This window comes from Paenibacillus stellifer (genome assembly GCF_000758685.1).
Classification (GTDB): domain Bacteria; phylum Bacillota; class Bacilli; order Paenibacillales; family Paenibacillaceae; genus Paenibacillus_AQ; species Paenibacillus_AQ stellifer.
Genome location: NZ_CP009286.1, coordinates 2,154,396 through 2,180,698, shown reverse-complemented (window position 1 = coordinate 2,180,698; position 26,303 = coordinate 2,154,396). Strand labels below are relative to the sequence as shown.

Here is a 26,303-nt window from a genome sequence, read left to right as displayed (position 1 = left end):
CTGCTCTGCCTGATCAATGCGTCTTAGCTGTGGAGGTGATATTCACTTGTAAATCGTTCTGCAGAATCTCCTTCACTTCCAGCCGAATGATCGGCTCGCCGTTGGCTGGCATTACACATATGCTCATGGCCCCTCCGGGGTTCAGCTTCATAGTGCTCATTATGGCTGCTTCTTTAGAAGGAATTTTAATTTTTCTCATTATAAAACCGGCCTCTCAAATATGTCAATATACTTGACATGGCAAGCAGACTTGCATTTTAATACTAGTAACGCCTCAAGACTCCCGTTTTCCGTCTCTGCCGAAGATTGATTTGGAGCTTCAGTGCGGATTAATTCTACATGAGAAGCTGGAGTGATACCATCAATGGAGCCGCAATTTGAGATTAAAGTGGATGATTTAACCGGCAAGGAAATTATCGGTCTGATCGGGGAGCATTTGAAGGGAATGTACGAGAGCTCTCCCCCCGAAAGCGTGCATGCTCTGAATCTGGATGAATTGAGAAAGCCGGAAATCACCTTCTGGAGCATTTGGGAAGGTCCCGAGCTTGTCGGCTGCGGAGCGATTAAGGAACTGGATGACGGACACGGCGAGATCAAATCCATGCGCACGGCTGTCCGGCATCTTCGGAAAGGCGCCGCCCGGCATCTGCTTGTACATATTATCGGAGAAGCGGAGAAGCGCGGCTACCAGCGGCTGAGCCTGGAGACGGGATCAATGGATTCATTCCTTCCGGCCAGACAGCTGTACGAGAGCCTGGGCTTCCAATACTGCGAGCCTTTTGCCGACTACATTCCGGACCCGAACAGCGCCTTTATGACCAAGGAGTTATAAACCGCTGCTGCATTTCAAGCCTAAAGAGGCCAACGGCTTAGCCGATGGCCTCTTTGTCATGAAGAGCCAAAGCTCGCAATTTCTCCACATTGCTTGTTAGGGGCGCGTTGGAGAACGCCGTTTCAATCCCTGGCGTTTCGTCTGCCGCAGGGTCAGCTCAATCGCCCGTTTCATCATCGCACCCGAACGATCCCAGCTCAGCTTCGAGGCATCTTGGCGCGCCTGAATGCCTTTTCTCCTGCACAGGCCGGGGTTCTCGAATGCGGTCCGCATCTGCAGCCGCAGACTGCGAAGATCAGCCTCCGCCCAGCGCTGGCCCGAGTTCGCGAAGGATGACCGGAAGCGCCGGGAAATAGCATGCCGGCTGCCCATGCTGACTCCCGGCTGCTGCAGCTTGTAGTTAACGAGAAAGGAATTGCCGCTGTTCAAGAAATCCATATGACCACCCCAGCCCGTAGCGATCACCGGCGTTCCGCTGGCCATCGCCTCCAGGAACGGCAGCCCAACCCCTTCTCCCCGGGTCGGCAGAACGAACACATTTCCTAACGTATATAGTCCTTTCAATTGCTCCGGCGACAACCGCCTGCCGATGACCAGCACAGGGGCGGTCCGCTTGGTTATGCCAAGCTGTTGCTTATAGCGGCGGATTTGGGACCGGATCCATGCCTCATTTTCCGATGGCGAGTATCCGTTCGTCTTGATGATCAGGAGAACCTGATCACGCTCCGAGAATTCCTCCCAATAGGCGCGGAGCAGCCCTTCGGGATTTTTGCGGTGCTGAAAACCGAATACGGAGACGAATACAAAGCGTCCGCCCGCACCTGGAACCTGCATCTTCGGATGATCCGGCCGGTACTCTCCGGTATTCACACCATGCGGCACGATATAGATGGGAACCTTAACCCCGCTGCTGCGGAGAGCCTCCCTGTTCTGCCGGGAAGGAACAAAAATGGCGTCGAAGCGGTTCATATTAAGCTTCCAGCGGTCCGGAGTTCTTGTCGTCTCCCAGACCGTATTCAGAATGACCCGGGCATAGCGCTTCTTCTCCTTCTCAACCTGCACGCGATGAGGCTGTGTGTGGCAGATCAGCACCGTATGGGAACCCGCCTGCTTCTTCGGAGCCGCCCCTGTCCGCCCCCCTGCGCTAACCGCGACCCCATGCCGCCGAAGAGCCCGCACATAGCCCCGGCTGGCTGTTCCGAGCCCGCTTTTGGCCTGGATGGGACCTCTCCATTCACACCGATAGCTGTTCACCTAGGCTCCCTCCCTGCTCCGTTCTGATCGGCGCACTGCCGAAATAACGCCGTATGCCTTACCATATGCGGAGCGGAGGAAAATGGTCGATCAAATAGGCCACCTCTTGAGCCAAACATCTTTGATATACACCGGTTTAAAACCAATCGCGCGATAAAACGGACGATCTGTTCCAACGTAGATCTTCTCTGCTCCCATGTCTATGGCCCGGTTGATCCCTGCGTAGATAACGGCTCTGGCAAGTCCCATTCTGGTGTATTTCGGAAGCGTGCCTACAGGCTCCAGAACGGCCAACCGGTTCAGACTGTCATACCAGAGTGTCGTGAATGAGGCGATTACTCCATCCTGATCGAGCAGGGCCATATCCAGGTCTGGTCTGTAATCCGGCGCCTGTCTCATGGCCTTGTAACAGCGTTCCGGCATCATCTCGCCAGGCTGCTCCTCCGTACAGTAGCCAAAGGCTCTTCCATGCGCCATCCCCTGCGCCCTTTCCTTCAGCTCATGCCCATCAGCCAGCCGGAATCCGTCTGGAATATTTACTGGAAGCTGGCTGACGACCGGCATGCAGGAAGTGGCATCCTTCCAGTCCCGCAGCTCATATCCTCTTGATTTCATCAGCCGTTCCATCTGTTCGTTCTGGTCCAGGACAAAGGATAGGGAGGTTATTCCTTCGGCAGTTATCGCAATTTTCTCCTCCGCGAAGTCGATCAGTTCGTTCATAAATTCATCATCAAATCGGCTGGCGAGCTGGAAAAAAGCGACCCCGGATTCATGGCTCTGAATTTCCCCCTCCGAATTGACCACAGCGACGATTTCATGATGATCATTTTCCCAGATCCCGACCGTTTCCGGCCATATCTCAAAGCTTTCGTGCATGATATGGGCAAAATACCGGCAAAAATTCCAGCGGTCAATGAGCCAATTTTGCGTCTTGGGGTTTTCCTTCAAGGTCTGTGCCAGGAAGTCGCGAATGCGCAGGAAGTCCTTGTCGTCCCATTTCTTTAGGGAATACGTCATAGCGTTCCCTCCTTTCGAGCTTAATTGTACCGATCCATAGAAGAGGAACACAGCGCCATTTTCGTAATAAAAAAAGGACGACCCTGCTGTTGCGTTGCGTCGCGCTTTCGTTCTGGGGAGTCACAATAAAAAGACCTCATCCTCCACATTGCTGTGGATTTTGAGGTCTTGATCAGGCTGCTCCCGTATCGTGCGAACACTTTGGAGACAGCTTCACTTCTTCATATAAATAATTTTCCGAATGCGTTCGATCGAAAGTCCATACTGCTGTGATAACATCTCGATCTGCATCCCGGCTCTGTGATCCCGGCGAATCTCCGCATTGCGCTCGGCATAATACTGCGCCGCACCGGAGCCTTCGCCCCATTTCTTCCGCTCGTTCGGGCGGTTCGGGATGTACAGGAGTCCGCCGTGAACATACCGCTGGATTTCCCGCAGCAGCTCCTCCGGCAGCAAATCTTCCGCTTTCGCATATTCCATATCAGGCCGCTCCTTAAAATAAGATGGGTTATTTTAAGGGCAAAGCCTGCGTCAGAAGGCCATGTTTAAGGGAAGGCGAACCATTTCATTTTCGCTCCATGCCAAGCTTCGCCTTGTTCATTCCGCAGGCTTTGCATGGAGCATGCCAAGTACAAAATCAATGATGTAGTACATCGTATCCCTCCTTTGCACAGACCGGACCCAACGAGATGGCGGGACAGTTTTGAACAGCCATCTATATGCACACGCTTCCATTATATAGGGAAATCCGGCAGAAGGAAGTGATCTAGGCTACGATCCCACCGAGTTTTTAAACTGGATCAGCGGCATAAAAATATCGTCAACAATCTCCTGCATTTGAGCAAAGCGGCCCGGCGGCCGCTTTGCTTTCTTTTTTATTCCAAACCATTCTCTTTGCGGATATTGTACAGTCCCTGAATCAGAAGCTCGGACGGGTCGCGGTTCAGCGCCAGATGGGTCAGCAGCACATGAAGCGGAACGGCGCATACATTGCTGCCATCCTTGATGGAGGGGAAGCCGGCTTCAAATACCGCACCGAATTTCTCATTCCAGGCCAGGCCGGCGTGCATCTGTTCCGGCGCAAATTCCTCATTGATCGCTTCGATAAGCTGAGGCACCAGGATATTGTCGATCACCTTCTTGGCCTCGTCCTCGCTGGCTGGAGGTCCCATAAGCTCTTTGCCGCCTTTGGTTCTCATCATATCGACGAAGAAAGACGCCAACCAGATGGAAGGGTTGTTGTTCGATTGGAATCTGGCCACAAGCTCATGCAGGAAGAACCCGCAGGAATACCGGCTGCCCTCTTCATCTTTGACATGAAATACGAACACAGGCCCGTATCCTTCGATGGTCAGCAATTGCGCCTCCACATCTTTATAATGCATTTTCAGAGCTACGATTCCGTTATGGTGGACCGCCTTCAGGAGCTCCGCCATTTGCTCTTCGTTTGGCTGCTCCTGTTGATCAGCCGTTGTCTGATCTTCTACCGTTTCGTTGTTCTTCATCTTTTCACCCCTCTCTATCATACCACCCCGGAGCGCCGGGCACACTTGTTAATATTCATAGAAAATAAAACGTTTTCTCTGGAGTTGACAAACCACCGGTTTGAAATGTACAGTGATTTTAGTTAAGTCATTAACTATATGGAGAGTGATCGTCATCAAAGACATGCAAGGCGAGCTGGCCGATCAGCCGCTGCACACCGAGGTCTTCTTCATGCTGGTGGAGACTACGGCCAAATTAGTCGAGGTATCCGAGAAATACTGGCAGGCCCAGGGAACGAACGGAGCGCGCATCCGCATTCTCGTTGAGTTGATGAAAGAGGGCGGAACCCTTCTTCCCTCCGCGCTTGCGCGTAAAATCGGCGTGACCAAGGCCAACATCAGCCTATTGCTGATTCCTCTGGAACAGGATGGCTATATACGGCGCCAAGCCCATCCCGAAGATGGCAGAAAGACCGTTGTCATACTGACAGATGAAGGGCATTCCCTGCTCCTCCGCCATCTGCCTGCCAACCGGGAGGCGATCGCACACAGCATGCAGGCATTGAATGATCAGGAGCTTCATCAGCTTCTGTCCCTGCTTGCCATATTGAAAAAGGCCTGACAAGCCTTTGTTCATTTGGTTAAGTCCTTAACTTTTTATCAGAGAAAGGATGTTAATGATTATGAAGATTGTTATAACGGGTGCCAGCGGCCAACTGGGAGGAATGATTATTGAACGGCTCCTTCAGACGATACCCGCCTCCCGGCTCGTTGCCTGCGTCCGCAAGCTGGAATCCGGCAGCAAATGGGAGAAGCAAGGGGTTGAGGTGCGCCACTGCGATTACGATCAGCCCGAATCTCTGGTGAAGGCGTTTGCCGGAGCGTCCAGGCTGCTGCTGATTTCCAGCCCTCATCATGACGATACCATCCGGATCCGCCAGCATGTCCATGCTGTTGAGGCAGCCAAACAGGCGAAAGTCGGACATCTGCTGTACACGGGGTTTGCTTTTGCGGAAAAGGGCGCTCTCTCCATGACTCACCTCCATCTCGCGACCGAGCATGCCATTATGACAACCGGCATTCCTTATACCTTTTTGCGAAGCGGACTGTATTCGGATTTCATTGGAAGCCTGGGCGTTAAGGAAGCGATTGAGACCGGCGAGCTGGCCGTACTTCCGGGAGACTGGTCGTTCAACTCCGTGACCCGCCGTGACCTGGCCGATGCGGCAGCAGCCGTGCTCGCAGGCGAAGATCATCAGAACCGGACCTACGAGCTTGCCTCAGCCTCCACCTGGAGCTTCGAAGATCTGGCCGAAGTGCTCTCTGAGCTGTCGGGCAGACCGGTCTCGCTAACGCGAAATCCGGAAATCCTGAACTGGGTCTATGGCTTCCTGAGCAAGATCGACACTACCTCAACGTCCGGCGATCTGGAGAGGCTGCTCTGCCGGCCGGCGGCGTCGCTGAAGGAGAGCGTCAGAGAGCTTTTTCCATCAGGTGCGAACATATAAAACAGCCGGCAGTCCCGGACCGGAAAATAAAGCCCTGGACTGCCGCTGTTTTCCTATCGCAAATATACCCCCGCTTAGCGCACTCAACCGATTTCATGCGCTTTCTTAAGAAACGCTTCGAATTGCTCAAGGTCCGTAAATCGGTTGATTTCCACTCCTTTAGCTCGCAGATGGCTTTCTAATTGAGAACTCAGTCGCTGTACGCCTTCTTTAAGCGGTAATAAATCATGGGAATTGAGAAGGGCAGCAAGGTCCGGGAACCCCGCTTGTATGTATGCATCCTGATAAGTGGAGTAGGTCATTAATGGGCTAGGCCACTGTCCGGTTTCGGCAAAATATATAAAAACGGCGATTTCACCCTGCACATGGATCGCATAGAACAAAGCCGTATCCAGGTCTTTCTTTTCACAAGCCGTAATGATTTTGTCCAAAAGCCCTTTTACCTCTTCGAAAAAACCTTTCAGTCGATCCGGGTAAGACGGAGCACTTGTGTATTTTTCTTTTTCCCCCAATATCAATTCAAGAGTATCTGCTGTCAGCTGCTCACAAGCCTGCAAAATGTCATTCGTCTCGACGCTTCGCATAATCGTGTTCATATAGAACTCCAACCGAGCAGGCTTTAACGGGTATTGTAAAATCTCCTCCTTATTTTTTCCAAATCCTTTAGTGAAGTACGATTGATTCAGCAGCGCGAGACTCTGCAGCACTTTTGTATAAACCTTTTGTGCTTCTGACCGGTAATAAATAATCGAGTCCGACTCGCCAGCGCGGATCATTCTGTACAAACTCATATAAACATCGTGAAGCTCCGCCTCTGATTTCTCTAGCAGTTTTTGTCCGTTCTCCGGCTCCTGTAAAGTAGAGATTGTGTCACGCAGCTTCATGAAGCGTTCTCGATCTTCGTCTGAACGGATATACAGAATCTTGCAGTCGGCGATGATCGTGGTAAACGATTCTTCAAACGAGGCCATTCTTTCCGCGCGCTCCCAACTGATAGGCCAAAAGTCAAAGCTTATATCGTCGATAATAAACTGGATGCTGGCATGGTAACCGTTGGAACTCGCGGGAATAAAAAAGAAGTCCAAATCAGAACGCTCTGAAGCCGACCCTTGAGCATACGACCCGTAATAAGCAATAATTGCGATGTCTTCCCTGTAATTAATCTTTATATGATTGACTAGCGTACTGGCAACATCAAATACGTTGAGCATCACTCAAACCCTCCCTTTTCACATGACCTTACCCAGTAATCATATCAAGATCGCTTTTTACTTTGTTGGGACACTTTAGTTATAATTGTTCTCGCCCCTAATCTCGAATTCTTCATCATCTTCAACGATCGCCGTGAATAAAAGCAAAAAACGCCCGAACCTCGGACGTTTGTAATTGTATTCCATACTAGTACCTTGACCGAATCAAATCTCGGGGTACAGATGTTTTAATTTTCCTCTGGCTTGCTCGGTAGTGAAATGCCATTGAACAGACTTCTGGGCTTGATTACGATCTAGATTCCAAGCGGTTGTTTCTCGCTGCAATTGTTCCATTGAGCCGATTCGGCGATGAAGGCATTGACTCGTCAGAGCGCTCAATTCGATTTCAGCAATGTTCAACCAGCTCCCATGCTTGGGTGTGTAGTGGATTTCAAGGCGCTTGGCTAAAGACAGTGCAATCTCTGGCGGGAATGTTTCATACAGCGACGATATTGTATGTGTATTCAGATTATCCATGACCAACCGAATGCGCTTTGCCTTGGGGTAATGCACTTCAAGAAGCTCGCGGACTTGCTCAGCCCAATCGGATTTGGTCCGTCGTTCACTCACACGGACATGGCGCCATCCGGCCAACGGTTCGGTAAATAAAAACAAGCAGCATGTGCCTTTTCGCTCATACTCGTAATCCTCTCGACGTACCTTCCCGGACTTCATCGGCACGGGTGGACGGGTATCCGCGAGTAACTGAATAGGCTGTTCATCCATGCAGATCAGTGGGATTTCGGAGTCAAAAGGAAGCGCATAGGTCTCCAAAATGTCTTCCATCCGCGCGACAAATTCACTGCTGGATTTGGCCGGAATGCACCATTGTTTCTTTAAATGAGGCTTAAGTTTCGTTTTTTTAACGTCATTCGAATCGTCTCTCGACCTACAGCTTCCAAGATGTTCAGTTCGATCACGCGACGAGTCAGTAGGCGGACCGTCCAGCGCGCATAACCTTCAGGTGGCTCGGAACAGGCCAGTGCAATGATTCGCGCCTCGACCTCACCCGTGATTGGTGAGGGACGTGCTGGCTCGGCACGCTCGCGGTAATGCAGTGTTTCTTGAATCCCGTAACTACAATATTCCTTGATTGTCTTTTGCACGGTCGCTTCGCTAACGCCTACACGTTGAGCGATTTCCGATTGTTTGGGAATTGCTCCCTGGCATTCGTCTGCCAGAAGAAGTACCAAACAACGATTTCGTATACCCTTGGATGTAGCTTCACCGTGAAGAAGTTGTTCAATGTGTTCACGTTCCGGCGCTTGAAGTCTAACCTCGTATTTTTTGTTCATTTTTAGAACCTCCCAAATTCTTCTTATTGGGAGATCGTAAATGCTAAATCTGATTTGGTCAAGGTACTAGATAGAATCACCTGATTCCTTGACCTTTTCCAACGAACCTTCGCTTCCACTCACGTGTACCAGTTGGTGTCCGGGACAGCTCAGAAGTCCACCTGCTTATCCAGCTTGATTTCCTTGGAGGTATGTTCCATATGCATGGCATGCGGCACCAGCGAAAACTCAATATTTTCCAGACTGTCAGGCAGCCGCGGAATAACCATGAACTCAACCTTCGACCGTCCGCCGCCTCCCCTCCCGCCTTGCGGGTTGACGGTATACTGCCCTTCGCCAATTACGGCAAGCGTAAGCTGCGGCCTTAACATTACGTCCTGCCGGGATTCCGGCAAATACCGGATTTCCAATGCCACTCTACTGTGATCTTCATACTGCATGGCATGAGTCAATATATACTCGCAATCGCCGGAGACTGTCTTCTTCATGATGGACAGCACTCCGGTCAACTCGGAAGAATCCTCCCAGAATACCGGACGTACCTGATCATTAAAGCTATGAATCAACATCGAAAGCTCAGGCAGTTCCATTCCATACTTCGCTGATAATTGCTCGAGCTTCTCCATATCTGGAGCCATCCGGCGGCCGTTAGCCTTTCATCCGAGATGGATACAGTTCCCACTCTGTATAAAGGAAGTATGTTCGTTCCTTTGAGTATGATCACAACTTCATTCCACATCGATACGGGCTGGGTCAGACCTCTTAAAGTTTCTGTTACTACACACACGAATTCATCTGGCATTAATGTAGCAAATGTCCGATTGACTGCAATAAATGAAGGGAAATCGGCTGTTTTGTACCACCAGCTGTACCTGCACTTTTATATACAAGATTCTAATTTCAATCAGATTGACATCCCTAAGCAATCCGGAACGACGGAGGCGGGAGGGACATTTACAGTAGAAACAGCCCCCCATGCAATTCTATCGGATTCCCTTCAATATATTCTTGTTGGAGTGTATAACAATCATTGAAGAAGCAACCGTTTCATGGTTCAAAACTAATAATACGTGTTATAATAAATGCAGAAACAGTGCACAATGCAAAGAGAGCCGTGCGTCAACACGACTCTCCGAGCAATAGCCGCTTGAAAGGCGGTCAGCTTTAATCAGGTACTACCCACATGAAATAGGTCGGATCCCCGGTCAAGGGCGGCCTATTTCTTTGTGTTACGGCTAACCGCTACGACGATGGCCACGACCAGCGTCAATAGCGCTATCATCAGCGCACCGAAACCGATCATGAGCGTCAAAGCGTCCTTAACCTCCACAGGCATCACCTCCCTTCCGGAAGATGCGCCGACCGCCCTTGCAATCCTTCTATTGCTTTAGCTATTATACCACGGTGGTGAGAGGCCTGGAAAGATATGACAACGAATTACAAAGAGCGGTAACAGAACAAGCGAGCAAGCGATAATCCTTATTTTACGCGACTTCTTGGTACTATAACAGAAACCAACATAACCAAATGACTTGGAGGTCGGGTGGCTTTTCCTTGTTCACAATTTGCTCAAGCAAGCAGAAGTAGACAACAAAACCCAAGGAGCTAAGTGAGAACATACCACTTAGTTCCTTGGGTTATTTCTAACGTGTTCCTTTTCGATTACCGCAGATGTCCCTAACCTAAACTTCCCCAATTGACGACTGAGAAAGCGGACTATAACCTTGCTTCCGTAATCGGCATTTTGACCTTCGTATTAAGCGCAACGTTCTCGTTGATTATGTACACCCGATCCAAAGCCTTCAAGTCAGAGGGGGAACCTCTTTTCGGGCGAAAGGCGGACGTTTTGTATCGTATATTCTTCCCAAAAGCTATACCTTTGATAATTATCGAAATCTGTTCACCAATGATAATTATCCGTTCTTCACCTGGTTTCTGAACACCTTATTTGTATCCGTCATGCTTTATCCCGGTTAAGATTTAAGTTTCGCAAGAATATTTTAAAAACGGCTTTGGTCCTTAATATGTTTCCCGGATTACTTTGCCACTGTCCAAACCGATTATTGTCTATACCGTGTTAATGTCCTTTATTGCTCCCTGGATGGATTTTATCTTTGCCGCCATTGGCTTGTATTCGATTTTCGCGGCTGGCTGTGTCCTGATCGCCATACCAATTTCGTTACTGTTCAGGAAATTGCAGCAGTATTATGTGGAAGGAATCACGAGCGGTTCTGCAAAAGGGTAATTGAATCGTACGAAGTGAATCATACTCAGCGGGCTGAAGCTCAAAAACAAAAAAACAAGAACGGCGACGATGCCGTTCTTGTTCATGTTGTTGCAGTTATGGACTCTCAGGGGCTCGAACCCTGGACCTGTCGATTAAGAGTCGAATGCTCTACCAGCTGAGCTAAGAGTCCGTTTTTCAGAACTTTTATAATATATCATAAGGAGAAGAAGTTCGTCAACCCTCAGTATGAATTTCTTTTTGGAGACCTTTATTGATCTCCCGGATACGGCCAAATCCTGCTTAAAAAACGGACAAATGTGTAAAGATATATAGCAGGTTTTTCAAGAAGCCGGGTTGACCGGCCGTACGCGAGAGGAGAGTCTGTATGGATAAGGAACAACTGGAACGGGTGCGGAATGGCAAAGGATTTATTGCTGCGCTGGACCAGAGCGGCGGGAGCACGCCGAAGGCGCTGCTGCAATATGGCATTCAGGAAGACCGGTACCATAATGACGAGGAGATGTTCGAACTTGTTCATGAGATGAGAACCCGGATTATTAAAAGCCCGGCGTTCGATTCGAAGTACATTCTCGGCGCCATCCTGTTCGAGAATACAATGGATCGGACCATCGACGGCATGCTGACTGCAGACTACCTCTGGAAGGTGAAGAACATCGTGCCTTTCCTTAAGGTCGATAAAGGACTTGCCGAGCCAGGCAACGGCGTTCAGCTCATGAAGCCCATGCCCGACTTGGACGGCCTGCTCCGTAGAGCGGTTGACCGGCATATCTTTGGAACGAAAATGCGGTCAGTTATCAAAGAACCGAATCCCGAAGGAATCCGCGAAGTCGTTCAGCAGCAGTTCGAGCTCGGCAAGAAGATCTTTGCTGCGGGGCTTGTTCCCATTATCGAGCCGGAGGTCGATATCCATAGTGCGAACAGGGCCGAGTCGGAGCGCCTTCTCAAAAAGGAGATTGCTGCCCAGCTCGCCTCCCTTCCTTCGAATGTCATCGTCATGCTGAAGCTCTCCATCCCATCGGAGGATGACTTCTACCACGATCTCATCGATGATCCCCATGTGGCGCGCGTCGTGGCGCTGTCCGGCGGCTATTCGCAGAGTGAAGCCAACGACAGACTGGCCCGGAATCGCGGACTTATCGCCAGCTTCTCCCGCGCTCTGTCTCAGGATTTGACCGACCAGCAGAGCAATGAAGAATTCGATGCAAAGTTATCCGCGTCAATACAGGCCATTTATAAAGCCTCGATCGAGAAGATCGCGGCGACGATTTAGGTTGAAGCGGCAGGTCACTGTTACTACGCTCACAAGCAATTCGCTCCAGCCTGCCATGAAGCTGCAGAAATAGACCGATTCCTTGGAAATCGGTCTATTTCTATATGTTCTCTTTCAGCCTTGTCTCCATCATAAGTACCAAGGAGATATGACAGCGACCGCTCACCCAGCCTTGTCTTCTAATACCTCAGCTTCGCTAGAGATACCCTGGAAAAATTTCCAGGGCGGATCACGTTTTTCACTTATTTGTACTATAAATCCTATAATTAAAGAGAACTTTTGTTCCCATAGACTTACCATATTATGCTATACTGGTATAGCAATCGAAGGCTTGCAAGGGCGGTCGGCTAATCTCCCCGAGGGGGGTGAGGCCAATGGAGGTGTATCAAGCGTTGTCTTTGATCTTCATGTTCGGCATGTTCATTATTGCATTGCTGAATTACCTCAAAAAGAAATAGACCGCCCTCGCCAAAGGATGCGGTCTATTTCTGCCCGTAATACCTAAAGCCGCCGCCCTTAAAAGCGGCTATTGCTCAGGGAGTCGTGTTGAAGCACCGCTCTCTTCGCATTGTACGTCTTTTCTACCCAAACTATACCATGTTTGAATCCAAATAAAAAGTCAAATCACCTTATTAGCAGCGAAAAAACAGTATCTACTGCGTTATCTAATGAAGCGACCCTAATCAAAAAACGAAACAATCCTGTCCGCAAACGGCTTCCACAAGTTCGGGTACTCTTGATTGATCAACTCTCTAACCTGCTCCGCCTTGATGCTGCTGAAATCATTATCTTGAATAGCTAGGGTATATGCCCCCTTTGCTGTATCGCCAATGGCAATATGCCCGCTTGCGTAACCGCCGATTGCAATATGCGAGGCAACGGCGAAGCCGCCAAAAGAGAACAGTCCGGCCGCAAAGCCGCCAATCGCCACAATTCCCAATGCCAGCCCGCCTATGCTCAAGCTGCCAACTGCGACGCCCCCAACGGCCAGCAGCAATCCCAGAGCCAGCCCTGCAAAGCTGATAAGTCCCAAGGTAAGCGCGCCCAGGCATAAGCCTCCCAATGCGATAATTCCAATGGATAAAACACCAACCGCTATATTGCCGATCGCAATAATCCCTTTGGCAACATAAGGTCCCCGTCCGAAATGGATATGAACGAGCGGAATGCCATAGCAGGTTCTCTTGCTCTTGTACTCATAATGAAACAGAGACTTCAAATCCATAGCAGATGGGCCCGGTGTATGCTCGATCGTGTGTTTGACCCCTTGCTCGATCCCATCTCCACCGGAGCTGCCCGGCGCACCCTTGACCAGATGTGTCCATCTCAGGATAGGACTGGCCCGATTCCCACTTCGAGACGGCTTGCCGCGATACTCCCACGACTTCAGCCAGGTTCTCCTGAGACATGCCCCTTTGTTTCCTGTAGCTTTGCAATTTCTCCGCAAACTCCATCGTCATCACCTCACGCTAATCATAGGATAACGTGCTGCTCATGAACACCAATCCGGACTTGCAAACTGTCAACCATAGGTTGCATAAGCCTTTTTTGGGCCAAATACCCGCCAATAGCGGCAATTCGCCCGGCCTCTAGTCCGATCTGTAATCGCAAAAAGAGCCAGATCGCCCCGCACCCGCTACTAGTGAGAACAGGAAAAAAGGACAACCGCTTCAAAACAAAAAAACGGCATCTCTGCCGTTTCTTCTGTGATGGACTCTCAGGGGCTCGAACCCTGGACCTGTCGATTAAGAGTCGAATGCTCTACCAACTGAGCTAAGAGTCCATAATATGGTGGAGCCTAGGGGGATCGAACCCCTGACCTCATCGCTGCCAGCGATGCGCTCTCCCAGCTGAGCTAAGGCCCCGTAGTTTTTTTAATAGAGTTTAACAAGTCACTCACAAGAAAATATTATACAGAGTTCCGAGATAGAATGCAACACTTTTTTCTCATAATGTTCACCCTATCCCGGAACCTATCCATTATACTATCATTTCTTATGACTTAAGGATTTCGTTAAAGAACACTATCTCTTCGATCTGCAGCCTCACAGTTGGATGACCAGGATTTGCAGCCTTGCCGAATGCAATCAATATAACGGGAATGTACCGGTCAGGAATGTGAAAAGCCTCCACGAATCCCGCCTTGTCATACCCTCCCATCGGAACCGTATCGTAGCCTTTGGCGCGGGCGGCTAGCATGAACTGCATCGATGCCATCCCGCAGTCATTAATGACAATTTGACGGATGTCTTGTGAGGACATGTTGGAATACATCGCGGTATAGCGCTCGGTGAAGGATTTAGCCGTATCCTCAGACATATACCCCGCTTCAACCGCTTGACCGTAAATCTTCCCGGCCATGCTGACGCTTTCCAGGTCCCCAAGAACAGCGATGACTGCCGATGCTTCAACCACCTGCTGTTGATTGAACGCAATCGGAAGCAGCTTTTGTTTGAGCTCCGGCGAGTCTATAACGAGAAAGCGCCAAGGCTGCAGGTTGGCAGCCGAAGGTGCCAGCGCGGCTTGCTGCAATATTTCGGTCAGCACTTCCCGCGAAACCTTGGAGTGAGGGTCATAATTGCGTACGGACCGGCGCCCTTTAACAACATCATCAAACAGCTGTCCCTCCAGTTTCTGGGACGATTGTGAATCGGACATGATTTCTCCTCCTTGGAATTTGCTATTTTTATTAGCAATAATACCACTTTGGCAATCACATCCGTCTATACTAATTTATATGATACGCATCATTTCGGTTGAATATTACACGAACAGGAACGCCGCAAATATAGATGCAGCGTTCCTTTTTCACATGTACCGGATATGGAGGGTCGGATCAGGAAGTTATTTGCCCGAAGCCGATTGATACCATTCGTTGACTTCCTTCGTAATCTGGTCGCCGCCGGATTTCTTCCAGTTCTCGACCATCTTGTCGAAGTCGTCGATCGGCGATTGGCCGTAGATGATCCTCCCTCTACCAATCGTCGGTAGCCGGTTTTCGCCAGTTCATCGGCCGCGACGCCGAGCTGTTCATGTCGCTGGCGAAGGAGCCGGAACGCGGCGAGATGGGAAGTCTCGGCGAGCTGTACCGGGCGCCGACGCTGGGATCATTACTGGAAATGGGCCAGTGGGAAGCCGCCGAGGACAAGGCGGATGCGATTTTCCGCGAGCTGAAGGAACATTGGCGGGACTCGCAAGAGCATATTCTGGAGACCTATTTGAATATCGCTTCATCCATCGTATCGCTCATTCACCGGACCAAGAAGTGGCTGGCCGACACCCTGCCCGAAGACTTCTACGCACTGGCACAGGGCCGCCCCGCCGGCAGCGACGTGGAGGAGCTCCGATCCTGGACGGAGCGGGTCATCGCCGCATACCGCCGGTCCGTCAGTATGGTGGAGAAAGATTCGCGCTCGTCCATCATCCGCAAGGTTCAGGAGTATATCGCCCTCAATCCGGGCACGGTGTCGCTTCAGAGCATCTCAGCCCATGTCTTTCTGAATCCCTCCTATCTCTCCAAGGTGTACAAACTGGAGACCGGCGAGGGCATCAGCGAGTACATCCTGCAGGTGCGGATGGAGATCGCGAAGGAGCTGCTGGCGGAGTCTCCGAACAAAATCTACGAAATCTCCGTCCAGCTCAGCTACCAGAAGCCCAGCTATTTCATCCAGCTCTTCAAGAAGCATTACGGCATGACCCCTCAGGAATACCGCAACATGCTGGACTCTTGAAGCCTGTCCGTGCTGGCAGTGCTTGCAAGCTTGAGGTGTAGGTTAGATGCCTTCCCGCGAGACCGGATTACCGGTTCGGGAAGGCATCTGCTGTTGCTTACGATTGTTGGCTTACGATTGTTGGCTTCCGATTGTTGTTATGCTCCAATACCGCACTCACAGGCACAAAAAAGCTGCCGAGAATTCTCGGCAGCCAGTTGCATGGCATTTTTCGTACACATGCTCTTCGTGCAATTAATGTCCGATCATCGAAGCAGCTTCGGGAGCAGGAGCGGCTTTCTTCCCGGAGTTCCCGCCGTCAGAGGCGGGCTTGCGCAGGAACAGGCTGAACAGAACGCCGGCCACGGCGATGCAGGCCGTGAAGAAGAACACATCGTCGAAGCCCTGCGATGCAGCAGCCAGAGGGTTGCCGCCCTTGCCAGCCTCCGCCATATGCGCGGTAATCCGCGAAGTCAGATAGCCAGTCATCCCCGCAACGGCGAACGAGACTACCACTTGCTGCGCCGCCGTCGTCAGCGGTGTAACGCGACCGACCAGATGGCGTGGAGCCGAGTTCAACACATGGGTGTTAACCGGCATCATCGTCAGGCCCATTCCGAGCCCCATCATGCCCAGACACAGCATAATATGCGGCAGACTGGTATCGACCGTAATTCCCGACAGCAGGAACAGTCCTCCAGAAATGATGATCAACCCGACAAAAGCCAGCGGCCGGGCACCGATCTTGTCAAACAATCTGCCGCCAAGCGGCATCCCGATTCCCGAAGCCAGCGCCTGCGGCAGAAGGATAAGTCCGGTCTCAAGCGGCGTATAGCTGCGCACCTGCTGCAAATACAGCGGCACGAACAGCATGGAGCCGAACAGGGCAGCCTGTGTAATCCAGGCCAGCAGAATGCCTCTGGTGAAATGCGAGGAGCCGAAGACGCGCAGCTCCAGCAGCGGATTTTTCTGCATCAGTTCCACCACGATAAAGAGCAGCAGCGCTACCCCGCCGACGACAAGGCCCGTGATGGCGGCTGTCGTTGACCAGCCATCCGTGCCCCCTTCGTTGACGCCGTAAGCCAGCATCGCAAACGCGATCGGAGCGAGGATCATGCCCAGCAAATCCAGATGCGGCGTCTCATGCCGCTCGGTAATCGGCAAATATTTGAAGCCCAGCACGACGGCCAGAATGCCGATCGGCAGATTGATCAGGAAGATCCAGTGCCAGCTTGCATACTCGATCAGCCAGCCCGACAGCACCGGCCCCAGCGCTGGCGCCAGCAGCATCGGAATTCCGAGCATGCCCATAATCGAGCCTCTGCGCTCGGGCGGTGCCAGCCGGAATACCATCGCCATACCGATCGGGGCGACCATCCCCCCGCCAAGACCCTGAATGATCCGGAAGACAATCAGCTGCGTCGAGCTCTGAGAGACGGAACATAGTACAGAGCCGATGACGAACATAATGATCGTGCCCAGGAACACCCGCCGGGCGCCGAAGCGGTCGCTCATCCAGCCAGCCAGAGGTATAACAGCAGACAGAGCAAGCGTATATCCTGTAATCGTCCATTGAACGGTTTTGAGGCTCGTATCGAAGTAATCCACCAGAGCGGGGATAGCCACATTGACAACAGTGCTGTCCAGAATAACCATAATCATGCCGACGATAATCGCCAGCAGCGGCGGAATAATGGCTTTCAGCGAAAAGCTTTCTTCGGCGGCCGCGGCGCCTTGTACAGTAGGTTTCATTTTTTCATCTCCACTACTTAATTATTGATGCTGCGAGGCACCCCGGTCATACCGGTAAAAATAATGGTCAAACAGATTCTCAATCTGTTCGTCGACCGACGGGAGATTCTGGAACGGTGACTCCACTTCCGCCTCCTCGTCTCTTCCGCAGGGGTACATGACAATCGGAATCAGCACAGCTCCCTGGAGCTGTACCATCATCAGCTGCAGCCGCTTCTCGTCGGTCACGCCACTGATGCCGCTTAGTGTCTCCAGCATTTTTTTTCTCTTTATCGTCTTGCTGTATTGGGAATACTTATGAATGGAACGCAGGATGTTTCCGCTCTGGTCCACCATCTGCTTCGCTAGTCCCGGATACTGACGAAGATAGCCGACATAGGCCTTGAAAAAACGCAGCAGCCGCTCTCTTGGCGGCAGGCTCTCGTCCTCCAGCGCGCCAAATGCGTCGTCGAAACCGGAAATCAGCATGCGCGTAGCTTCTTCCAACAGATTATCCTTGGAGTGGTAGTGGTAATTGACCAGCGCCAGATTGCTGCCCGCTTTGGCGGCGATCCGCCGCATTGTCAGGTTCGCAATTCCTTCCTCGCGGATCAATGCGATCGTGGCGTCTAGAATTTGCTGTTTCGTTGCTTTGTCGCCAGACGCCGCCGATTCTTCTCCCTTAGCCATACTATTTCATGTTCTCCTCCTTAGTAATGCCAATTTAAGCATCGATTTAAACATTGTTTAATTCATTGTTTAATATACTCTCGTTCCGCAGAACTGTCAACACGCCTGATGTCATTTTAACCCCGGAACCGACCGTTAATGCCGAAAAGATTTTCTATCCGTAACACGTGAATTCGGGAGGACACGCTGCTGTACCGCTCTTCTCCTGAATACGCAAAAAGAGACGGCATCTCTGCCGTCTTTACTTATAATGGACTCTCAGGGGCTCGAACCCTGGACCTGTCGATTAAGAGTCGAATGCTCTACCATCTGAGCTAAGAGTCCATAATATGGTGGAGCCTAGGGGGATCGAACCCCTGACCTCATCGCTGCCAGCGATGCGCTCTCCCAGCTGAGCTAAGGCCCCTTATGGAATTGGGATATGTATGCTGATCGGCTTGTCCACTAAGCAATATCTCACAGCCGACTTTTATATAATACAGAATCCCAAACCTGATGTCAACACTTTTCTATATTCACGTAACTGTCCTCTCCATCCGACGATCGATCTGCAAGATGCCGCAGCGTCTTACAGCACATCCTCATCTTCATTCTTGGACAGCAGCGCCTTCAGCTCTTTCATGAACATATTGATGTCCTTGAACTGGCGGTATACCGACGCGAAGCGTACATAGGCAACCTCGTCCACCGGATACAGCTGTTCCATGACCAGCTCGCCGATCTGACGGCTCTCCACTTCGGCGACGGCGATGCCCCGCAGCGATTTCTCGACCTCGGAGACGATCATCTCCAGACGCTCAACGGAGACGGGACGTTTCTCGCAGGCGCGAATCAGGCCCCGGAGAATTTTATCACGGCTGAATTCCTCGCGGCTGCCGCCCTTTTTGATCACAATCAGCGGAGTCTCCTCCACCATTTCAAATGTGGTAAAACGGCGGCTGCATTTCTCACACTCTCGCCTGCGTCTGATGGATCTGTTCTCATTGGCCGGACGGGAGTCCAGCACCTTGGTATTGGTATGGTCGCAATAAGGGCATTTCATGCCTCGCGGTCACTTCCTTCGCATTGTATTTGGGTTATCAAGAGGAACTTTTTTTCCAGTAAACACCTTGTCCGTTCCGGTTATGAATATGGCAGGTTCGGCACATAATACTGTTACCAACCGATAGGAGGTGAACAACAATGGCACAGGCAAGCAATGGCAGCTCCAGCACCAACAACCTGGTTGTACCTAAAGCCAACGCCGCTTTGGAGCAACTGAAATATGAGGTTGCCCAAGAACTTGGTATCACTCTTTCCCCGGACGGATATCAAGGCAATAAAACTTCTTACGAAAACGGTTCGATCGGTGGATACATCACCAAACGTCTGGTAACTCTGGCCGAACAACAGCTGGCTGGACAATTCCAGTAATTCGCCTTTAACAGGGCAATGATTTGGAAGTGCTGAGCGGCCTTCAGGCCGCCGGCACTTCTTTATGCGTTGAATTTTGGGTCAGAACATGTTTCCGTAGATTTCAACATACTGATTGTAATAATAAATGACCCGCTGCACATAGTGCCGCGTTTCACCGAACGGAATATTCTTCAACTGCTCCTCGCTTCCGTCCCAGGAACCGTCCTCCAGCCAGCTCTTCACCTTCCCCGGCCCCGCATTATAAGCCGCAATCATCATCGCACGGTTGCCGCCGAACTCTCCTGACAGCGTATGCAGATACCAGGTTCCCAGCTCAATGTTAGCGGAAGGTTCATCCCTCAGCTTGTCCAGCGAAACATCGGGCAGCTTGGCCTTCTCGAGCGCCCATTTCGCCGTGTCAGGCATCAATTGCATGAGTCCCAGCGCTCCCTTACGGGATTCCTTGCCGGTCTTGTAGTTCGTCTCGACCCGGATGATGGCTGCGACAAGAAAGGGGTCGACCTGATAAGTGAGGCTGTGCTTGCGGATATCCTCTTTATAATGGATGGGATAGAACCAGGACATCCAGTTCGTGCTGAGAAACAGAACGGCGGTGAAGCCGATGAACAAGAGAAGCAGAACCCGTTTTTTGCGCAGCAGCCTCAGCATGTAAATCCCAGCCTGTCCATCAACTGCTCGATCTGCTTCTCTGTTTCGGCGGGATCGCCACTGTTGTCAATCACGTAGTCGGCCTTCTCCCGTTTGAGCTCAATATCCATCTGCGAATCGAGCCGGGCCTTGGCCTGTTCCTCCGTCAGCCCATTTCGGGCGATCAGCCGCTGAATCTGCACCTCACGCGGTACATAAACCACCAAGATCTTCTCGAACAGATCCTCCTGCTCCGTTTCGTAGAGCAGCGGAATATCCACGATAGTAAGCCGGGAAGCATCCTCCCGCTCAAAAGCCTCCATCCGCTCCCGGGTAATCCTGCGGATCACCGGATGGGTTAGCCCGTTGAGCGTCTTCCGGGCTTCAGGGTCGCGGAATACGATGTCCCCCAGCTTCGACCGGTTCAGCGTTCCGTCGGGTTGCAGCACCTCCGCGCCGAAGAATTCGGCAACGGAGGCCAGCACCTCGTGTCCGGGGAGCATGATCTCCCGGGCAATGGCATCGGCGTCGACGAGCCTTGCTCCCTTGCTCACCAGCAGGGCGGACACGGTGCTTTTGCCGGAGGCTATTCCTCCGGTCAAACCCATAATCATGTTTTCACCTCATAACAGCTTCAGTATTCCAATGGCAATCAATAAGAGCGCCGGCAGCAGCGAAGCCCGCTTCATCCAGGAGCTTCCGGAGAACCGGAAGCCGGTATGAAGCCCCAGAAGCAGAATGCTTCCGCTGAACAGCGCAATCGTAAGCGAAGTCCGCAGCGGTTCAAAGCCCAAGAGCGCAGCGCCAAGCCCTGCTCCGAATGCGTCAAGGGAAAGCGCAATCCCGAGGACCAGCGCTTCAAGGGGCGAAATGCTGCCCGATTTGTCCATATCCGCCGACGACGGGGTGCGCAGAATCTGAATGACGATCCCAAGACGCCGAAGCTCCAGCGAGAATACGGCGGACTTCTCGTCTTGATTCCCATCATCTGCGCGCACCGGTTCTGGCAAAGACGGCCCGGATGACGTCAAGACCACATCAAGCTCCACAGGCACACATTCACTGCCGTTCTCTCCCGCATGTTCACCTGCTTCAGCCTGCTCGCCGCCCCTCGCTTCGGCCGCCTTGCCGTCATCCTTCTGGATCAGCATCTGCACCAGCGACCAGCAGCCCATCAGCAAAATGATGACAGCGCCGATACGGGACGCAATCCCGGGAGATACAACCGATGAGAGCAGCACGCCGACCTGCATCGACACGCTCATCACAACGCCTGAACACAGCGCAATGATCAGAACCGAGAACAAAGGAATTTTCAGCTTGCGCAGACCATATGTAACGCCAACGCCGAAACCGTCCAGACTCAGGGCAAAAGCCAGCAGCAGCAGTGAAACAAAAGGGCTAAACACCCGCAATCCCTCCCGTGAAGAACCGGGGCTATAAGGGGCCTTCAACCCCTCAAGCCGTCGTTCGCTAATGTAGCATTCTTCACCCAGTATATGGGCGGGAGGTCCCGGTGGTGTCATCCTTCTTGAAACCGTGTGAAACAACTAATTATCCGGCGCAATCCAGCGCAGACTGGAGAATCCAGAATAAACCGGCCTAGGTCAGCAGCGGAGGCTGGCAGCTTGGGCAAAAATGCGTGCCCCGTCCCCCGACAACGCTCTTCTCCACCTTGGAGCCGCAAGTGTAACAAGGTTCATCCTTACGCCCGTATATCCGAAGCTTATGCTGATAGCTTCCGCTCTCTCCCTGGCCGTTCACGTAGGACTTAACGGAAGAGCCGCCGGCGTTCACCGCGTTCGTCAGCGTATCGACAATGGAGTCGTGAAGCCGGACGATCTGCTCATCGGTCAAGGAACCGGCAGCTCTCTCCGGATGAATGCCTGCAGCATGCAGGGACTCATCCACATAAATATTGCCGATGCCGACCACGTATGCCTGATTGAGCAGCAGCGGTTTGATTTTTGTATTCTTCCCGGCAAGCAGAGCCTTAAACGCCTCCGCCGTAAAATCAGGAGACAGCGGCTCCAGCCCCAGATTTTTCAGCGGCTGCTGAAGAAGATCCTCGCCGGGAAGGAACAGATCCATTGTCCCGAACTGCCGGACATCGGTGTACCGGAGCTCAGTGCCGTCATCGAAGTGGAAAATCACATGACTGTGCTTGTCCAGAGGATCGCCCTCGGCATACAGGCCGTACCGCCCCTCCATCCGCAGATGGCTGACCAGCACGAGTCCATCCAGCAGAAAACGCAGAAATTTGCCGCGCCGCTCCACCGTCTGGATTGTATGGCCTTCCAGCATATGCGCAAATATCGTGATATCGTCCGGCCGCCGGATAATCCGGGGCAGCCGGACGGTGACTTTTTGTATTCTTTTACCGTGAATCAAGGTGTTCAATGTTCGCTTAACGGTCTCTACCTCCGGAAGTTCCGGCATGATGTCATCACCTCAGCTTTCATTATACCAAGATAAGCCGGGGGCGCGGGACTTTATTTCGCCTCATACCAGTCGCTTCCATAACTTACCTCAGCCTTGAGCGGCACGGACAGCTTCAGCGCGGCTTCCATTACCTCCGGCACGAGAGTCTTCATAATCTCCAGTTCATCCTCCGGCACCTCGAAGACCAGTTCGTCATGCACCTGAAGCAGCATGCGGCTCTTCAGTCCCCGCTCGAACAGCGCGCGGTCCATGTGAATCATGGCCAGCTTGATGATGTCGGCAGCGGTGCCCTGAATCGGCGTATTCATCGCTGTCCGCTCGGCGAACGACCGCTGATTGAAATTGCTCGCATTGATCTCCGGCAAATAGCGGCGGCGCTCCAGCAGCGTTGTGACATAGCCCGCTTTGCGCGCCTCTTTCACGATGTCATCCATATAACGACGCACACCCTGGAATACTTCAAAGTAAGCGTCGATAAACTTGGCAGCTTCTTTACGGGTAATGTTCAGGTTCTGCGACAAGCCATAGTCGCTGATGCCATAGACAATGCCGAAGTTGACCGCCTTTGCAGAACGGCGCATATTGCTGTCCACCGCTTCGGCCGGCACACCGAATACATCCATCGCCGTCTTCGTATGAATGTCCATATCATGCAGGAACGCATCTTTCAGTCTGGCATCATCCGAAATATGCGCCAGCACCCTCAGCTCAATCTGCGAATAGTCAGCCGCCAGAATCGACCAACCCGGCTCGGAAGGGACGAAGACCTTGCGGATTTTGCGGCCTTCCTCCAGCCGGATCGGGATGTTCTGCAGGTTAGGGAACTGGCTGCTTAGCCGACCGGTTGCGGCGATCGTCTGGCGATAGAAGGTGTGGACCTTGCCCGTCGAAGGCGCAATTTCCTTCAGCAGCCCTTCCACATAAGTCGATTGCAGCTTGGCGATCGTCCGGTACTGCAGAATCATCTGTACGATATCATGATAAGGGGCCAGCTTCTCCAGCACCTCGGCGTCGGTGGAGTAACCGGTTTTGGTCTTCTTGACCACCGGCAGGCCCAGCTTGTCGAACAAGATTTCACCCAGTTGCTTCGTGGAGTTCAGATTGAACTCGGTGCCCGCAATCTCATAAATCTGCTCCACAAGCCCGGCAATCGTCCGCTCGAATTCACGTCCAAGCTCTTTGAGTCCATCCTGGTTAACCAGGATGCCCTGCTTCTCCATGTCGGCCAAAATACGCGACAGCGGCATCTCCAGGTCGTGGAACAGCTTCAGCATGGCCGTATCGGCAAGATCCTGCTCCTGCTTCGGCACGACGCCGAGCACAGCCGCGCTCTTGGCGGCGACATGGGCGCCCAGCACCGCCAGTTCCGGCACCTTGTACTTCGCACCCTTGCCGAACACTTCTTCGTCCGCCGCCAGATGTGGCAGCCCGTATTTGGCAACCAGATCGCTTAAGTTCTGGTTCGCTTCGGTCGGGTCCAGCAGGTAGGCGGCCAGCTGGACATCATGGACCGCACCCGCGAAGGGAATGCCCTGCCAATGCAGGGCCAGGTCCGCGCGGTGCAGATCATAGCCGTTCTTCGGCGACTTCTCATCCGCCAGCCAGGCGCGCAACGCCTCGGCCTCACCGCTCTTCAGCGTCTCGAACGGCACAAAATAATGCTTCTCCGGCGTCGAGAGCGCCACTCCGATCACCTCGGACCGGTGAGGATTGTCGCCGTAGGTCTCCACATGCAGCGCCTTGACCTCCGGCAACGCTGCAACAGCTGCATCAAGCTCCGACCCGCCCGCAGCTATCACAATGTCAAGCTCCGGCGCCGGTGCGGCGACTTCTCCATCCACAGGCGCATGGCCGCTCAGATTCAGCCGCTCCAGCAGCGACTTGAACTCCAGCTTCGCCAGCGCAGGGCCGGCCGTGTCGCTCTTGAGACCGGAAAATTTCATATCCTCCCATGAATGGGTCAACGGTACTTCGCGGAAGATGGTAGCGAGCTTCTTGCTCATGACCGCATCATCGGCATGCGTTTCCAGCTTCTCCTTCATCTTGCCCTTCAGCTCACCGGTTCCGGCGATAACGCCCTCGACCGAGCCAAACTGGGCAAGCAGCTTGAGCGCAGTCTTCTCGCCGACTCCCGGCACGCCCGGGATATTGTCGCTCGCATCGCCCATCAGACCTTTGAGGTCAATGATCTGCTCCGGCGTCAGATCGTATTTGCTCCGGATTTCCTCCGGGCCGTACAGTTCGATTTCCGTCACGCCCTTGCGGATCAGCGCAATCTTCGTATGATCCGACGCCAGCTGCAGCATATCTTTATCCCCGGAGACGATCATCACTTCGCGGCCCGCTTCATCGGCTTCCCGGGAGATGGTTCCGATGATGTCATCCGCTTCATAGTTCACGATCTCATACTGGGGAACGCCCAGATTCTTCAGCAGATCTTTCAGCAGGGGGAACTGCTCCGACAGCTCCGGCGGCGTCTTCTGTCTCCCGCCCTTATAATCCTGGTAGCCCTCATGGCGGAAGGTAACCTTGCCCGCGTCGAAAGCGACGATCAGGTGGGTCGGCTTATGCTCTTCAATCAGGCGCAGCAGCATCGTCGTGAAGCCGTAGACGGCATTGGTCTGTTGGCCCGCCGTGTTCGTCAGAGGAGGCATGGCGAAGAATGCCCGGTAGATCACGTTATTTCCATCTATTAAAATCAGCTTGTCCTTGTCCATTATGCACCTCGTCTTCAATTGCTTATCGCTTCTATCTTACCACACGCCCGGCGAAAAAAAGAAGGAATCCCCCGCGACAGCCGGCCGCTTCGGTATCCTTCTCTGTTCATGTGCTTCCGTACAGTACATGATTTGAAAAAAAGGCAGGCAAACCCTCACCTCTTCGCTCAAGTCCGCAGCCCCGGTTCATAATCACTCAGCTTGCCTTCATAAATCAAGGTGAGCTGGCCGCACTTTCTCAGATCATCCGGCGTTACGAGGGCAGGCAGCTTGTTCCACAGCTTGATGCCGGAGCGCTGCAGAATCTCCGCCACGAACTGCGAGCAGAAGTAGGAATTGCTGAACTCAACCGGTTCCTGCAGCGCGACGCCAATCACGCCAAGCAGATTATACAAATATTTGTTACGGCTGCGTAAGAAGACATGCAGCACCCTTCTCATCTTCTCGACTTCCCGTTCTGTAACCTTAAGCTCATAGAGGACACAGGTCGTCTCCGGGTACTTGCTAAACGTTCCTGTCTTGATATCCTCTTGCACGAAGCCTCCGTTCAGGGGATTGCCGGGGTCCTTTCTTCCGAAGCTGTACAGCTCCGACAGCTGCCGGTCGAAGGAGATCGAAGCGTGATTGTACGGGGCTTTGGTATAAGTCTGGATGACACGGGTGAACAGTGTCCCGGTATTGGTAAGCAGTATAAAGACGGAATGTTCGGCAGCCATCATGCGAAATCCCCTTATCAAAAATGAATTCTTCCTTCATAATAACATAGGAACCTTCCATAAATTCTATTTTTCGACAAGTTGGTGATCGCGTTT

Annotated in this window: 28 protein-coding genes and 5 tRNA genes; 7 read left to right on the top strand and 26 right to left on the bottom strand. The window is 52.3% G+C overall.

Annotation, left to right across the window (positions count from 1 at the left end):
• Positions 1-364: 364 nt before the first annotated feature.
• Positions 365-832 carry a GNAT family N-acetyltransferase gene (locus PSTEL_RS09800; RefSeq protein ID WP_038694924.1) on the top strand — a complete coding sequence of 156 codons (468 nt, stop codon included), beginning with the start codon at positions 365-367 and terminating at the stop codon, positions 830-832.
• 96 nt (positions 833-928) lie between these two features.
• Here PSTEL_RS09800 and PSTEL_RS09795 read toward each other — a convergent pair whose 3' ends face one another.
• The 4 genes from PSTEL_RS09795 to PSTEL_RS09780 form a co-directional block, all read right to left on the bottom strand.
• Complete coding sequence (locus tag PSTEL_RS09795; protein ID WP_038694923.1) at positions 929-2,086, bottom strand: glycosyltransferase family 4 protein; 1,158 nt, start codon at positions 2,084-2,086, stop codon at positions 929-931.
• 90 nt (positions 2,087-2,176) lie between these two features.
• Complete coding sequence (locus tag PSTEL_RS09790) at positions 2,177-3,103, bottom strand: GNAT family N-acetyltransferase (RefSeq protein ID WP_038694921.1); 927 nt, start codon at positions 3,101-3,103, stop codon at positions 2,177-2,179.
• Positions 3,104-3,316: 213 nt separating this feature from the next.
• Complete coding sequence (locus tag PSTEL_RS09785; RefSeq protein ID WP_038694919.1) at positions 3,317-3,583, bottom strand: CD3324 family protein; 267 nt, start codon at positions 3,581-3,583, stop codon at positions 3,317-3,319.
• A gap of 395 nt (positions 3,584-3,978) precedes the next feature.
• Positions 3,979-4,608, bottom strand: coding sequence for a hypothetical protein (locus PSTEL_RS09780; protein ID WP_038694917.1), 630 nt, complete (start codon positions 4,606-4,608; stop codon positions 3,979-3,981).
• Positions 4,609-4,753: 145 nt separating this feature from the next.
• Here PSTEL_RS09780 and PSTEL_RS09775 point away from each other — a divergent pair, with 145 nt between their 5' ends.
• A complete protein-coding gene (locus tag PSTEL_RS09775; protein WP_342666563.1) occupies positions 4,754-5,209 on the top strand; it encodes a MarR family winged helix-turn-helix transcriptional regulator in 456 nt (151 codons plus the stop codon).
• A 61-nt stretch (positions 5,210-5,270) separates the two neighbouring features.
• Positions 5,271-6,095: an NmrA family NAD(P)-binding protein gene (locus tag PSTEL_RS09770; RefSeq protein ID WP_038694915.1), complete on the top strand. Its 825-nt coding sequence runs from the start codon at positions 5,271-5,273 to the stop codon at positions 6,093-6,095.
• Between the two features lie 83 nt (positions 6,096-6,178).
• Here the strand turns inward: PSTEL_RS09770 and PSTEL_RS09765 are convergent, their stop codons facing one another.
• The 6 genes from PSTEL_RS09765 to PSTEL_RS09745 form a co-directional block, all read right to left on the bottom strand.
• Positions 6,179-7,306 carry a kanamycin nucleotidyltransferase C-terminal domain-containing protein gene (locus PSTEL_RS09765; RefSeq protein WP_038694913.1) on the bottom strand — a complete coding sequence of 376 codons (1,128 nt, stop codon included), beginning with the start codon at positions 7,304-7,306 and terminating at the stop codon, positions 6,179-6,181.
• A 204-nt stretch (positions 7,307-7,510) separates the two neighbouring features.
• Positions 7,511-8,167, bottom strand: coding sequence for an IS630 family transposase (locus PSTEL_RS09760; RefSeq protein ID WP_245625186.1), 657 nt, complete (start codon positions 8,165-8,167; stop codon positions 7,511-7,513).
• 14 nt (positions 8,168-8,181) lie between these two features.
• Positions 8,182-8,640, bottom strand: coding sequence for a helix-turn-helix domain-containing protein (locus PSTEL_RS09755; RefSeq protein ID WP_038694909.1), 459 nt, complete (start codon positions 8,638-8,640; stop codon positions 8,182-8,184).
• Positions 8,641-8,789: 149 nt separating this feature from the next.
• Positions 8,790-9,266, bottom strand: a complete 477-nt coding sequence (locus PSTEL_RS09750; protein WP_052098326.1) for a hypothetical protein — start codon at positions 9,264-9,266, stop codon at positions 8,790-8,792.
• 590 nt (positions 9,267-9,856) lie between these two features.
• Positions 9,857-9,970 (bottom strand): putative holin-like toxin, encoded by a 114-nt coding sequence (locus tag PSTEL_RS27580; protein WP_156996027.1) that lies wholly within the window; start codon positions 9,968-9,970, stop codon positions 9,857-9,859.
• A gap of 1,014 nt (positions 9,971-10,984) precedes the next feature.
• Positions 10,985-11,057 (bottom strand) — tRNA-Lys (locus PSTEL_RS09745).
• A gap of 195 nt (positions 11,058-11,252) precedes the next feature.
• On the opposite strand from PSTEL_RS09745, the gene PSTEL_RS09740 reads away from it, so the two are divergent.
• Together PSTEL_RS09740 and PSTEL_RS28705 are read left to right on the top strand one after the other, a co-directional pair.
• A complete protein-coding gene (locus PSTEL_RS09740) occupies positions 11,253-12,158 on the top strand; it encodes a fructose bisphosphate aldolase (protein WP_038694907.1) in 906 nt (301 codons plus the stop codon).
• Positions 12,159-12,532: 374 nt separating this feature from the next.
• A complete protein-coding gene (locus tag PSTEL_RS28705) occupies positions 12,533-12,616 on the top strand; it encodes a putative holin-like toxin (protein ID WP_281176784.1) in 84 nt (27 codons plus the stop codon).
• Positions 12,617-12,837: 221 nt separating this feature from the next.
• On the opposite strand, the gene PSTEL_RS09735 is transcribed toward PSTEL_RS28705, so the two are convergent.
• The 5 genes from PSTEL_RS09735 to PSTEL_RS09720 all read right to left on the bottom strand — a co-directional run bounded on the left by PSTEL_RS09735 (position 12,838) and on the right by PSTEL_RS09720 (position 14,816).
• Entirely contained in the window at positions 12,838-13,383 is a 546-nt protein-coding gene (locus PSTEL_RS09735) for a hypothetical protein (protein WP_052098325.1), read from the bottom strand.
• Positions 13,355-13,612: a helix-turn-helix transcriptional regulator gene (locus PSTEL_RS26890; protein ID WP_084064909.1), complete on the bottom strand. Its 258-nt coding sequence runs from the start codon at positions 13,610-13,612 to the stop codon at positions 13,355-13,357. Before PSTEL_RS26890 ends, PSTEL_RS09735 begins: the two co-directional genes overlap by 29 nt.
• 256 nt (positions 13,613-13,868) lie before the next feature.
• Positions 13,869-13,941, bottom strand: a tRNA-Lys gene (locus PSTEL_RS09730).
• 6 nt (positions 13,942-13,947) lie between these two features.
• Positions 13,948-14,023 (bottom strand) — tRNA-Ala (locus PSTEL_RS09725).
• A gap of 130 nt (positions 14,024-14,153) precedes the next feature.
• The gene (locus PSTEL_RS09720) at positions 14,154-14,816 is read right to left on the bottom strand and encodes a nitroreductase family protein (RefSeq protein WP_038694905.1); all 663 of its coding nucleotides are present in this window, start codon (positions 14,814-14,816) and stop codon (positions 14,154-14,156) included.
• A 374-nt stretch (positions 14,817-15,190) separates the two neighbouring features.
• On the opposite strand from PSTEL_RS09720, the gene PSTEL_RS09715 reads away from it, so the two are divergent.
• A complete protein-coding gene (locus tag PSTEL_RS09715; RefSeq protein ID WP_052098324.1) occupies positions 15,191-15,889 on the top strand; it encodes a helix-turn-helix transcriptional regulator in 699 nt (232 codons plus the stop codon).
• A gap of 234 nt (positions 15,890-16,123) precedes the next feature.
• Here PSTEL_RS09715 and PSTEL_RS09710 read toward each other — a convergent pair whose 3' ends face one another.
• The 5 genes from PSTEL_RS09710 to nrdR all read right to left on the bottom strand — a co-directional run bounded on the left by PSTEL_RS09710 (position 16,124) and on the right by nrdR (position 19,331).
• Positions 16,124-17,620 carry a DHA2 family efflux MFS transporter permease subunit gene (locus tag PSTEL_RS09710; RefSeq protein ID WP_038694903.1) on the bottom strand — a complete coding sequence of 499 codons (1,497 nt, stop codon included), beginning with the start codon at positions 17,618-17,620 and terminating at the stop codon, positions 16,124-16,126.
• A 21-nt stretch (positions 17,621-17,641) separates the two neighbouring features.
• Positions 17,642-18,289, bottom strand: a complete 648-nt coding sequence (locus PSTEL_RS09705; RefSeq protein WP_052098323.1) for a TetR/AcrR family transcriptional regulator — start codon at positions 18,287-18,289, stop codon at positions 17,642-17,644.
• Positions 18,290-18,540: 251 nt separating this feature from the next.
• Positions 18,541-18,613: transfer RNA gene (locus PSTEL_RS09700), tRNA-Lys, on the bottom strand.
• A 6-nt stretch (positions 18,614-18,619) separates the two neighbouring features.
• Positions 18,620-18,695 (bottom strand) — tRNA-Ala (locus PSTEL_RS09695).
• A 162-nt stretch (positions 18,696-18,857) separates the two neighbouring features.
• Positions 18,858-19,331, bottom strand: coding sequence for a transcriptional regulator NrdR (gene nrdR, locus PSTEL_RS09690; protein WP_038694901.1), 474 nt, complete (start codon positions 19,329-19,331; stop codon positions 18,858-18,860).
• 140 nt (positions 19,332-19,471) lie between these two features.
• On the opposite strand from nrdR, the gene PSTEL_RS09685 reads away from it, so the two are divergent.
• A complete protein-coding gene (locus PSTEL_RS09685) occupies positions 19,472-19,702 on the top strand; it encodes an alpha/beta-type small acid-soluble spore protein (RefSeq protein ID WP_038694899.1) in 231 nt (76 codons plus the stop codon).
• Positions 19,703-19,783: 81 nt separating this feature from the next.
• On the opposite strand, the gene PSTEL_RS09680 is transcribed toward PSTEL_RS09685, so the two are convergent.
• The 6 genes from PSTEL_RS09680 to PSTEL_RS09655 all read right to left on the bottom strand — a co-directional run bounded on the left by PSTEL_RS09680 (position 19,784) and on the right by PSTEL_RS09655 (position 26,207).
• The gene (locus PSTEL_RS09680) at positions 19,784-20,350 is read right to left on the bottom strand and encodes a lytic transglycosylase domain-containing protein (protein ID WP_038700539.1); all 567 of its coding nucleotides are present in this window, start codon (positions 20,348-20,350) and stop codon (positions 19,784-19,786) included.
• The gene (gene coaE / locus PSTEL_RS09675; protein WP_038694897.1) at positions 20,347-20,946 is read right to left on the bottom strand and encodes a dephospho-CoA kinase; all 600 of its coding nucleotides are present in this window, start codon (positions 20,944-20,946) and stop codon (positions 20,347-20,349) included. Before coaE ends, PSTEL_RS09680 begins: the two co-directional genes overlap by 4 nt.
• A gap of 9 nt (positions 20,947-20,955) precedes the next feature.
• Complete coding sequence (locus PSTEL_RS09670; RefSeq protein ID WP_038694895.1) at positions 20,956-21,741, bottom strand: manganese efflux pump; 786 nt, start codon at positions 21,739-21,741, stop codon at positions 20,956-20,958.
• 193 nt (positions 21,742-21,934) lie between these two features.
• Positions 21,935-22,771 carry a DNA-formamidopyrimidine glycosylase gene (gene mutM / locus PSTEL_RS09665; RefSeq protein WP_038694893.1) on the bottom strand — a complete coding sequence of 279 codons (837 nt, stop codon included), beginning with the start codon at positions 22,769-22,771 and terminating at the stop codon, positions 21,935-21,937.
• 53 nt (positions 22,772-22,824) lie between these two features.
• Positions 22,825-25,491: a DNA polymerase I gene (gene polA, locus PSTEL_RS09660; RefSeq protein ID WP_038694891.1), complete on the bottom strand. Its 2,667-nt coding sequence runs from the start codon at positions 25,489-25,491 to the stop codon at positions 22,825-22,827.
• Between the two features lie 167 nt (positions 25,492-25,658).
• Positions 25,659-26,207: a hypothetical protein gene (locus PSTEL_RS09655; RefSeq protein WP_038700538.1), complete on the bottom strand. Its 549-nt coding sequence runs from the start codon at positions 26,205-26,207 to the stop codon at positions 25,659-25,661.
• Between the last annotated feature and the right edge of the window lie 96 nt (positions 26,208-26,303).